Below are 10,801 nucleotides of genomic sequence, written 5' to 3'. Positions count from 1 at the left end.
TCAGCGTCGTTATCACCAGCAACCAGCAGGTTATGAGCATCATGCGCGACGGTCTGTGCGAGGGCGCCATGAATACCAAAACCATGCAAGAAGCCCGCTGCATGTGAGCCCGTGGCGTGATGGCGCTCAAAGACACAGACCTTAATCAAATCGTTTTCGGGGTCGCTGAGCAGTTCGCCGTCCTTGGCAAGGACCTCCATGACCAGATCATCTGTGACCGTGGATCCAGGAGTAGAGCCAATGACATGCACCTTGACGGGGCCATTGGCCTTATCAGTGGGAATACGGAAACTTTCGGAAGTGATCTCCATGCCGAGATTCATGGTATGCGTATACTCCCGCGGCCAGTCGTAGGGCTCAAAGTCAAAGAGGGGCTTACCATCCTCAGCAACTAACTCACCATCAATAAAGACCTGATGGACGTTGAATTCATCAAGGCTATCGCACAGTACAATATCGGCGCATTTCCCGGGGATAATCGCCCCTAAATCATGGTCAAGATGAAAGCATGTTGCCGTGTTAATGGTTGCCATCTGTATAGCCTCGATAGGATTGATGCCGCAATTTACGGCAAGGCGCAGCAAGCGATCTACGTGTCCATCCTCAACAATAGTGCGTGGTTGATTGTCATCGGAGCACAGTGTGCAGAATCTGCTGTCAATCTGATGATGTGTCAGCGCGGGAGCTAAACGTTTCATATTTTGCCAAGCAGAACCCTGGCGCAACTGCACGTACATGCCCAAGCGCAGCTTTGCGACTACGTCTTCGGGACGGTAGGACTCATGATCTGCCGTGATACCTGCGGCGATGTAGGCGTTGAGATCACGGTCATGTTCGGGCACCGTGTAATGGCCCGTGACGGTGCGCCCTGCTTTGAGCGTTTCGGCAACCTCATCAAGAGCGTTGTCTTGGCAGGAAAGGATGCCAGGATAGTTCATCATCTCACCGAGGGCTATGGTGTCATCACGCTGCATTTCTTGGGCGACATCGATAGCGCTCACCTCAGCGCCCGTATCTTCAAAACCTGGCACTGCTGGTACGCAACTTGGTGTGGTAACCATCGCTTTAAGTGGCGTGCGTTTGGCATCGGCTTCAGCGGCATGTACTGCTGCAAGACCCGCAACGTTGGCGATTTCGTGTGGATCCCACATGATGGCTGTGGTGCCATGAGGAACAACCGCACGTGCATACTCGGAAGGCGAGCACATGGATGATTCAATATGGATGTGCGAGTCTATAAGACCGGGCAAGGCATAGTAGCCCGTAGCATCTATAACTTTGGTATGAGGTCCAATACAATGCTCTGCGGTCTTTCCCTCCAAGCCCAGATACGCCACGCGGCCAGCGACAACAGCAATGTCTGCATCTTTTAGCAGTTCGCGAGTGGTAGTAGAAACTAAAGTTGCATGACGGATGACCAAATCTGCGGCTTGCTCACCGCGTGCAACGCGGATGAGGTCACGTTGACATTCCCATTGGGACTTTTTGCAATACGCATTGAACATGGCGGCTCCAATCCATGGGTTTTGCTTCTCAACATAATACCCCGCAGTCAAACAAAACAATTCTCAGTGGTGGGATAATGAGAAATGACGGACAAATGTCAAAGTAAGGTGAGGGAGGCTGCAGCTATGGGACGTGAGTTAAGAATCGCGACTATCGGTACCAGTGCGATTTGTGAGAGGTTTCTTGATGCGGTAGCAAAAACTGAAGGTGTGTGCCTGGCAGGATGCTATTCTCGCACACTTGACCGAGCAAAAGATTTTGCACAAAAGCATGGCGCGGAGTTAGCGTTTGACGATCTAGCTGAATTGGCTAGCTCACCTGATGTGGATGCGGTGTACATCGCAAGCCCCAATGCGCTACATGGGCCTCAGGCAAAGCAGCTCATTGCAGAGGGCAAGCATGTGCTGGTAGAGAAAGCTTTTGCATCGAATGCTGCCGAGGCGGCAGAGGTATTTGCTGCTGCAAAAGCTGCAGGTGTTATTGCGATGGAAGCAATGCGCAATCTTTATGACCCGGGTTTTGCCAAGATTGAACAGAATTTAGACCGCTTGGGAACTATTCGCCAAGCAACCTTCCGCTTTTCCAAAATTACTTCTCGCATGGCGCGCTTGCGTGCCGGTGAGCGTATCAATCAGTTTGATCCCTTGCTTTCCGAGGGCGCGTTGATGGATATTGGCATCTATACCATGGAGCCCGCGATAGCGTTCTTTGGCCGCCCCGAGCGCGTGCTGGCTGCGGGAATTTGTATGGCAGTTCCTGGAGAGCCTCTTGATAGTGCTTATGGAAAGATTGATCTAGCAGGAGAGGTGCTGCTTGACTACGGAGACAAGGTAGTGAATCTTTCTTTTGGAAAGGTGACAGATGATCTCATCCCGTCTCAAATTCAAGGGGAAACAGCTACCTTGACCATAGGAGCGTTGCCTAACTGCTCACAGTTAAAGCTCGTGACGCATGTAGATGCAGGTATGGCATATGGTACGGTAGGCGGTACGGAAGAAGAGCTTCCCGTTGTGACACCTGAAAACGATATGGTGTGTGAACTGTCCTTCTTCCGTGATGCGGTGGCAAGGAAGGCCGAAGCGCTTAAACGTGTTCATCAATTCCAGCAGGTGACCTATGATGCACTCACCACGATGGACGAAGCACGCAGACAGCTTGGCGTGCGTTTTCCTGCAGACAAATAGATAGAGAGGGCCCATGTGTATGCTTGTGGCATTTTTCGTCTAGAAAATTTCTCAGTAAGTCACAAGCTTTATGAGAATTTGTGGCAGTGCGGTAGCCGAGCTAGGCAACAAAGCTTGGCTACCGCTATACTTTGGCCTGCAAGTGAGTTGGGTGGGTTCGGGCGACGCACTGTTCCGAACCTGGTCAGGGCCGGAAGGCAGCAGCCATAAGGAGCCTCGGGCGGGCGCCCGTTCCCGCCGAGCTCACTTGCGGTCGCCCCGAGACTTGCTGAAAGCCCCGGGGCGTCATCATCAATAACGACGTTAGGAACACATGGGCATTGTCAACTTTTTTGTCGACCTTCTCCGCGACCCCCGCAGTGCTATCGCAAGCTGGATTGCTATGGGACCTGTTGCCGCATATGGCTTTATCTTCTTGATCATTTTTGTTGAAACAGGGGTTGTGTTCTTTCCCTTTCTGCCTGGTGATTCACTTCTTTTTGCATCGGGCTTTTTTGCCGCAACAGGCGACTTTAATATCTACCTGTTGCTGGCAGTTGCGTGGTGCTCCGCAATTTTAGGTGATCAATGCAACTTTTTGATCGGTCACTTTCTTGGCAGGCGCATTATTGATTCAGGCAAAGTAAAGGCTATGACGCCTGAGCGTATAGAGAAGTCCGAGGCGTTTCTGGATAAATGGGGACGCCTTGCAATTTTTCTCGGGCGTTTCTTTCCCTTTATTCGTACTTTTGTGCCCTTCCTTGCTGGCGTGGGTGGCATGAAGTGGCATCACTTTGTGCTCTTTAATATCCTTGGTGGAATTACGTGGTCAACGCTTTTCCTACTTCTGGGCTATTTCTTTGGTGGCATTCCTGCCGTGCAAGCGCACTTTGAGCTGGTGGTTGTTGGCATTGTCTTAGTCTCAGTTATCCCGACAGTCGTTGGATTGATTCGTGGCCGCCTCAATAAATAAGCAAAAGAATGACTGATGAAAAGATGCTTTTTCGCAGGTGACAATTGAGACACAAACCACAGATGGTTCGAGTTTCGAGCGTGGCGAGTGTAAAACCGCAGGTCAATTTTTCTTCTAGTTCGAGAAACGAACCATCTATCGGTAAGCAGTGCGAAAAACGAACCATCTATCGAAATGTTGTCAGTGCGGGAATCTACGACAAGAGCATGCGATCGTTTGCGAGCTCGCCCCCTGAGACTTCTTCAAATTTTTGAAGCAGATCTTGCACACGTAGCTGACGTTTTTCATCGTTTTGTACATCGAAGATGATATGGCCCTCATGCATCATGATAAGACGGTTGCCCAAGCGAATGGCGTCGTTCATATTGTGCGTCACCATGAGCGTAGTCAGCTTGTACTCTCCTACGAGTTTTTCAGTTAAATCCAATACTTTTGCAGCAGTCTTAGGGTCAAGAGCAGCGGTGTGCTCATCTAAAAGTAACAGCTTTGGCTTTTTGAGCACGGCCATCAATAGGGTAAGTGCTTGGCGTTGCCCGCCGGAGAGTAGTCCAACTTTGGAAGTCATGCGATCTTCAAGACCGAGGTCGAGTTTGGCTAGACGCTCATAGTAAAGGGCATGTTCACTTTTGCTGATACCCCATCTGAGCCCACGACTTGCGCCGCGTCGCGCTGCTAGAGAGAGGTTCTCAATGATCTGCATGTCAGCGGCAGTGCCTCGCATGGGATCTTGAAAAACGCGACCAAGATTGACAGCGCGTTTGTGTTCACGCAGTCGACTGATATCCTGTCCATCCAAGATAACCTGACCGCTGTCAAGGGGAAAGACGCCTGCAATGCTATTGAGTAGGGTGGACTTGCCAGCTCCGTTGCCGCCTATGACTGTGACAAAGTCACCAGGATTGAGATGTAGATTTATATCAATGAGCGCTGGCTTCTCGTTAACGGTGCCTTTGTTGAAGGTTTTACTGATGCCTTTAAGTACGAGCATTAGCACTCACCCCCTTTGGCGTACATGCGATGCTGTTGATTGCGCTCCAAAACCACGGGTACGACCAGCGCAAGTGCCACAATAGCTGCAGATAGCAGCTTCATATCATTGGCATCCATGCCCATCTGCAACACGATTGCACGGATGAGGAAATACACAACAGAACCTATAACGGCTGATGTGAGACGGCTGCCAAAGGCCTGTAATTTATTGGGGGCGAGACGCCCAAGCACTTCGCCGATGACAATAGCAGCAAGACCAATAACGATAGCGCCTGTTCCCATACCAATGTCGGCATACTTTTGACTTTGACAAACAAGCGCGCCTGACAGGCCCACAAAACCGTTGGAAAGCATAAGGGCAAAGAGCTTAGTGATACGTACATCTATACCCAGCGCGCGGCACATATCTTCGTTTTGGCCAGTAGCGCGCATCGCCGATCCAATTTCAGTACCAAAAAACCAGTAGAGGAATACAATCGATAAAACAGCAACAATAATTCCCACGACAAGCGTTGCGTTATCGCGAGAAATATGCAAAAGGGATGCGGTACGAGTAAAAACAGTGTCGACATTTAAGAGTGGTGTGTTGGATTTGCCCATAACACGCAAATTGACAGACCAAAGCGCGATTTGAGTTAGAATTCCCGCCAAAATCGCGGGAATATCAAAGAGGGTGTGGAGCAATCCAGTAACTGCTCCTGCAACAACGCCTGCGAGCGTGCCCAGCAGTACTGCAACGAGCGGGTCGAGGCCCATCCCTACCGAACAAACTGCCGCAACACAGCCTCCTAGTGCAAAACTGCCATCAACGGTGAGGTCTGCAATATCGAGCATTTTGTAAGTAATGAAGACGCCGAGCACCATCACACCCCAGAGGATGCTTTGAGATATAGCTCCCGAAAGCGCTAATAGCATGTAGTTCTCCCCAACATAGTCTTTTGTCGCCAGCTCAAAGCCCGCGCCGCGCTTGTTGACGATCGTGTGTGGGCAATTTTGAGACTATCCATTATAAGAAAAACGTAACCCTAGGCATCCAATTTTGAGAGATCGATGCCGAGGGCTTTTGCGATCTCTTTATTAGTTGTCAAGGCGCATTCAGAGATATCTAGACGTTCGATAGGCATCTCGGCGGGGCTTGCTTCTCCGTTGAGAATTTTGACAGCCATTTTGCCTGTTTTGTAACCCAATTTTTCGTAATCAATGCCATAGGTGGCCAGGCCGCCGTTTGAGACCATGCCACCTTCACCACAAATGACGGGGAGCTTGTGCTCGGTTGCAACCATAGAAACGGTTTGCATGCCAGCTGCGATGGTGTTATCTGTGGGCGCGTAGATAACGTCTACCTTACCAATCATGGACTCAACAACCTGTTGAATCTCATTGGAACTCGAGACCGTGTAGTCTTCGGCATCTAGATTGAGTGCGCGGGCGGCGTCGTGGGCCATTTCGGCTTGTACGCTGGAATTAGACTCTGCAGAGCAGTAAAGAATTGCTACCTTTTTGGCATCAGGTAGGAGCTTTTGCAGCAGCTCAAACTGTTCCTCAACAGGTGTAAGGTCAGAGGTGCCCGTGACATTTCCTCCAGGAGCGTCATTGTCGGCCACAAGTCCTGAGGCGACGTAGTCGGTAATGGCAGTGCCGACGATGGGAATATCAGTTGTGGCGCCTGCTACAGCCTGACAAGCAGGTGTTGCTATAGCAAGGATGAGATCATTGCCTTCGTTGACTAACTTTGAGGCAATAGTTTGGCAGGCGGATTGGTCATTTTGAGCATTTTGCTGGTCAATGGTGTATTTGATACCCGAATCATCGAGCGCTTTGACAAAGCCCTTGTTTGCAGCATCAAGTGCAGAATGCTCAGTTAGCTGTAATACACCAATTTTGAATTTTCCATCACCAGAGGAGGAGCTGCTCGAGTCAGCGTTAGAACAAGCAGAAAGTCCAAAGGCAGCTAATCCCATACTCCCCAATACGCTCAGTGTACGACGACGTGTGATAGTTTTTGACATGTCGTTCCTCCTCATAAGCTCCGCCATACAGTGTCGTATAGCGGTAATTTGTTTTTGGGCCACCTTTTGGGACAAAGGGACGGAACTATCATCGCTGTGTGTATCCTATTGGGTGCCGCGCAACAATAATTAATTACAGAGTCGTAACCGGTAGGATAAAGAAATGAATAAAATCCTGTTTATCTGCCATGGCAATATTTGCAGATCAACAATGGCAGAGAGCGTAATGAAAGATTTAGTGTGTAAGGCAGGGCGACAATATGAATTTGTCATTGATTCTGCCGCAACCAGTCGTGACGAAATTGGCAACCCTGTGCATCACGGTACTGTGCGCAAGTTGCATAAAGAAGGAGTGCCTGTCTGCGAACATCATGCACGGCAGTTCCGCGCTTCCGAGTATGGCAACTGGGATTTGATTGTTTACATGGACGATGAGAATCTTGGTGGCTTGCATCGTATTTGCAGGGAAGACCCTGAGGGCAAGTTTGTCAAATTACTTTCCTTTGTGGACGGAAATCCGGGACAGAATGCCGCTAACATTGCAGATCCCTGGTATACCGGAGATTTTGATGCTACGTGGCGCGATGTGCTTTCTGGCTGCAAAGCACTGCTTGCGTATTTAGCTAAGCAAAGCTAGTCAGTTTTTTCGTCAGTTTTGTTGAGTGGACTTGGTAAAGACTTGTCTTGTACCATGCCTGTTTGCAAGTCTTCAATACGCGCTTCGGTTTGCGCTTTCCATTCTGCGAGAGTTTCTTTGGTTTTTTTACCAGCTTCGGTGAGTACATCGTTGACCGCTTGGGCAACGGGCGCCAAGACCTTGGCGGTTTGCTCGGCTGATTCCTCCGCAGCGCCGCGCACGGCACCTCCCATGGAATCCCACAAAAAACTGTTAATGATGGTTTTACTATTTTCATCGAGCGACTTAAGCGAATCGGTGATTGCTCGGATTGCCGCAGGACTTTGCTCCACGATGTCTGTGAGGTCATGAATACCATGGGAGATAAATGCTTGATAGAGTTCGTCAATGAGATTTTTACGTTCCTGCAAATCAAGGCTGGCGAGCAGTTCATTAAAGGCTCGTCCCACATGAACGCTTCCTTGGTGCACATCATCTCCGCGTACCAATTTATCGCGCATAACTTGCCAGTTAATTGCGCTGTGCTCCATAACGCCTTGGGCGCTTGATTTGACGATGACAGGTTCTACTGGATGCGATAAAAGCCCTGCTACGAGGCTGTATTCAGGCGTAAAGAGACGCGTGCGCTCGCGTAGGCGATCAAAGGTCGAGAGTGGAAGTACCGCATCGTCAAACCCTGGGGAGTCGTTGCACCAAAGTTCAATAATACGTTCGTCGAGCTCTGGCGCCATAGCAACCGCATAGGCAGCAAGATTGCCGCCCTTTGAATGTCCGCCAACCCGCAAGGGTCCATCTGTCAGGCTTGCGATGCGGCAGAGGTAGGCGAGTGCATCTTTTTGTGCAGGGACGATGCTGTAGCTGATATCACAGTCCTCGATCCATCCCACCAAGCTGTCATCGGTGCCGCGAAACGAGACATAGCTGGTGCCATCGGATAGACAAAGCGTCAACGCAGCAAATTGCTCACGCGCCTCTTCGTCAAAGCACGTCTCGTAGCAACCAAGCTTTGCATTGGCAAAACGTCGGCCCGACTTGACCATGTATCCCAATAATTCGTTCGTGCGGCTCGAAATGAGTGGCCCGTTGCTGGGCAATTCCTTTTGCGTAGAAAACCTATGCCAAACCTCAGAGGTATCAAAGAATTCACAAGCAGAAAGTATGTTATCGAGCTTTAGATAAGCTAGATGGGCGAGTATGATATTGTCCACTTCGTTGAAAGGAACGTGGTCAAAATCGAAGTCACCAAACCAATCTAAATAGTCAAACATATCTGCCATGAGCACCTCTCCTTTATTGGTATTTTTTTATAGTACCAAAGAGGAGTTCACGGCTAGACTACCCTTAACAAAGAGATTGTTATATACATGCATGGTGACGATAATTTGGACCCTATGAATAACGAAAAACTTTTTACTCAAACAAGCCCAACTCGTTTGTTTTTTATGGTGGCACTTCCTGGTGCTGTAAGCATGGCAGCCTCTTCGCTCTATACCGTGAGCGAAGGCCTTTTTGTTGGGCGCTTTCTTGGTAGCACGGCGTTTGCAGCAGTCAATCTTGCACTACCGCTCGTCATTATCAATTATGCAATTGCAGACCTGTTGGGCGTGGGCTCATCGGTACCCATTTCAATTGCACTGGGTCGTGGCGATGAGGATGAGGCTAACAATATTTTTTCAAGCACCATCGTGTTAATTCTTGCAGCAGGCTTGTTGACAGGATCTCTGCTTTTCTTTGGGGCACCGTCTCTCTTTAGAGCAATGGGAGCTGAGGGTGAACTGCTTGATAATGCAATAAAGTTCTTGCGAGTTAATGCGATGTGGTCGCCCATCACAACCATTGCGTATGCGGTAGATAACTACTTACGTATCTGTGGTCGCATTCGCCGCTCCACGAGTGCCAATATTTTGATGAGCGGTTTAGGTATTGCTTTGATGATTTTGTTTTTAGGTGTTTGGCATCTGGATGTAGCAGCTGCCGGACATGCTTTTTGCTTAGCTACTTTTATAGCCGTATGCGTAGCATTTTGGCCTTTTTTTAAAGGAGAGTTGCAGCTTCATTTTGTGCAACCTCAGTTTAGTCGGGCTCTCATTCGCCGGGTGGTGGGCGATGGAACCCCTACGTTTCTCAGTAATATTGCGAGTCAAACAACTGCGCTGATATTGAATTTTTTCCTTCTTAAATTGGGTGGTCCCGCTGCGGTTACTATCTACGGTATGGTGATGTATTTTGATGGCATGGTGTTCCCTCTCGTCTATGGCATGCTTGATTCCTTGCAGCCAGCAGTTGGTTTTAATTGGGGTCGCCATGATGTACATCGTGTCAAGCAGATTGAGCTGCGCTGCTTTGCTGCGGCAGCAGTGGTATGTATGGTCGCGCTCGTCCTGCTTTGGATTTATCCTGACGAAATTGTTCATATCTTTATAACGGATGCTCATGGTGACAATCTGGTAGAGGCTATCCGGGCACTGCGACTATTCTCACTGGGCTATCTCGTGCGTTGGTTAGTGATGGGTACCTATAGCATGTTGGTGGCGCTTAGCCAGCCTCGTTTGGCTTCGATTTTGTCGTTATGCAATGCCTTCATTTTCCCTGTTGCATTGGTGTTTTTGCTGTATCCCTTGGGTCTTTTGGGTATGTGGCTCAACTATGTTTGTGCTGAGTGGCTCGGTGCGATTTTGTCGCTTGCAACACTGTATTACTTCCGTCGTGAGTTGCGTGGCGGCAAAATTGAGATAGGCAGATAAGCAAAGCGAGAGTTTGGTAACTGATATGGAATTTGCACAATGGGTTGCGGAGTTATCCGCGCGGACAAATAGGTCACTTGCGGGCTCACGCGTTTTTGTGACTGAGGAAGCTTTGACAGATGGTCTACGCACGGCGTTCCAGAGTTGGGGATTATTGCCGATTTCTCAACGTGAGGAAGCAGATTTTATCTGGAATGAGTTGCCCAAAAAGAAGGAACTCACTGGTGCCGAAGCAATGGCGCGCGCTGCAAAATATATGCCTGTTACCCGTGCGCTTATAGATAGTCTTGCGGCCAAGCAAAGCTTACGGGGGCTGCGTATTGCAGTTTGTCTGGTACTCGAGCCCAAGACAAGTGTGCTGTTACAAGAGCTAAAGCGTGCGGGCGCTGAGGTAGGGGTGTGTGCGCCTGCCGCAGAAGTTGACCAAGGCGTGGCTGATGAGCTCGCTAGCCGTGATGTGATAGTTGAGGCGTGTGCCACCTGGACGCCCGAGCAAGACCACGCAGCTGCGTTGCGTTTACTCGATCGTCTGCGACCTAATCTGATTGTGGATGATGGAGGTAGTTTTGCGCGACTATGCAAGTTGGAACGTCCAGCGTTATCTGCCCAGCTCATAGGTGTGACAGAGGAGACAACCTCGGGCGTTCGTGCGTTTGCAGCCATGGAAGCGGCGCGGGAGCTGCCCTGGCCTGTGGTTGCGGTTAACGACTCGCGCCTAAAGACCGGCTTTGACAATCGGCATGGTACAGGTGAAACCTGTGTGACAAGCATGCAGGCTC

At 49.7% G+C, this 10,801-nt stretch carries 10 protein-coding genes and 1 other RNA gene; 6 read left to right on the top strand and 5 right to left on the bottom strand.

Features of this window, described 5'->3' with window-relative positions:
- The coding region (locus Q0X25_RS05390) for an adenine deaminase (RefSeq protein WP_298579624.1) at positions 1 to 1,505 on the bottom strand (1,505 nt) is incomplete at its 3' end.
- Positions 1,506 to 1,631: 126 nt separating this feature from the next.
- Here Q0X25_RS05390 and Q0X25_RS05385 point away from each other — a divergent pair.
- The 3 genes from Q0X25_RS05385 (at position 1,632) to Q0X25_RS05375 (ending at position 3,642) form a co-directional block, all read left to right on the top strand.
- Complete coding sequence (locus Q0X25_RS05385; RefSeq protein WP_298579621.1) at positions 1,632 to 2,690, top strand: Gfo/Idh/MocA family protein; 1,059 nt, start codon at positions 1,632 to 1,634, stop codon at positions 2,688 to 2,690.
- Between the two features lie 148 nt (positions 2,691 to 2,838).
- Positions 2,839 to 2,934: signal recognition particle sRNA small type (gene ffs / locus Q0X25_RS05380), an RNA gene on the top strand.
- A gap of 69 nt (positions 2,935 to 3,003) precedes the next feature.
- Positions 3,004 to 3,642, top strand: a complete 639-nt coding sequence (locus Q0X25_RS05375; RefSeq protein ID WP_298579618.1) for a DedA family protein — start codon at positions 3,004 to 3,006, stop codon at positions 3,640 to 3,642.
- 193 nt (positions 3,643 to 3,835) lie between these two features.
- On the opposite strand, the gene Q0X25_RS05370 is transcribed toward Q0X25_RS05375, so the two are convergent.
- The 3 genes from Q0X25_RS05370 to Q0X25_RS05360 all read right to left on the bottom strand — a co-directional run bounded on the left by Q0X25_RS05370 (position 3,836) and on the right by Q0X25_RS05360 (position 6,641).
- Positions 3,836 to 4,630, bottom strand: a complete 795-nt coding sequence (locus Q0X25_RS05370) for an ABC transporter ATP-binding protein (RefSeq protein ID WP_298579615.1) — start codon at positions 4,628 to 4,630, stop codon at positions 3,836 to 3,838.
- A complete protein-coding gene (locus Q0X25_RS05365) occupies positions 4,630 to 5,547 on the bottom strand; it encodes an ABC transporter permease (RefSeq protein ID WP_298579612.1) in 918 nt (305 codons plus the stop codon). Before Q0X25_RS05365 ends, Q0X25_RS05370 begins: the two co-directional genes overlap by 1 nt.
- A 110-nt stretch (positions 5,548 to 5,657) precedes the next feature.
- Entirely contained in the window at positions 5,658 to 6,641 is a 984-nt protein-coding gene (locus Q0X25_RS05360; protein WP_298579609.1) for an ABC transporter substrate-binding protein, read from the bottom strand.
- 163 nt (positions 6,642 to 6,804) lie between these two features.
- Between Q0X25_RS05360 and Q0X25_RS05355 the strand changes: the two genes are divergently transcribed.
- Positions 6,805 to 7,278, top strand: coding sequence for a low molecular weight protein-tyrosine-phosphatase (locus Q0X25_RS05355; RefSeq protein ID WP_298579606.1), 474 nt, complete (start codon positions 6,805 to 6,807; stop codon positions 7,276 to 7,278).
- Here Q0X25_RS05355 and Q0X25_RS05350 read toward each other — a convergent pair.
- Positions 7,275 to 8,555, bottom strand: coding sequence for an Mbeg1-like protein (locus Q0X25_RS05350; protein WP_298579603.1), 1,281 nt, complete (start codon positions 8,553 to 8,555; stop codon positions 7,275 to 7,277). The genes Q0X25_RS05355 and Q0X25_RS05350 overlap by 4 nt on opposite strands.
- A gap of 87 nt (positions 8,556 to 8,642) precedes the next feature.
- Between Q0X25_RS05350 and Q0X25_RS05345 the strand changes: the two genes are divergently transcribed.
- Together Q0X25_RS05345 and Q0X25_RS05340 are read left to right on the top strand one after the other, a co-directional pair.
- On the top strand, positions 8,643 to 10,022 hold the full coding sequence (locus Q0X25_RS05345) for an MATE family efflux transporter (RefSeq protein WP_298579600.1): 1,380 nt from the start codon (positions 8,643 to 8,645) through the stop codon (positions 10,020 to 10,022).
- A 25-nt stretch (positions 10,023 to 10,047) separates the two neighbouring features.
- Positions 10,048 to 10,801 (top strand): adenosylhomocysteinase (locus tag Q0X25_RS05340; RefSeq protein ID WP_298579598.1); only part of this gene is annotated, 754 nt, incomplete at its 3' end.

The organism is uncultured Olegusella sp., assembly GCF_947253395.1.
In the GTDB taxonomy this organism is placed as follows: domain Bacteria; phylum Actinomycetota; class Coriobacteriia; order Coriobacteriales; family Atopobiaceae; genus Olegusella.
The sequence above is the reverse complement of the archived record's forward strand: the minus strand, read 5'-3'. Positions and strand labels throughout refer to the sequence as shown.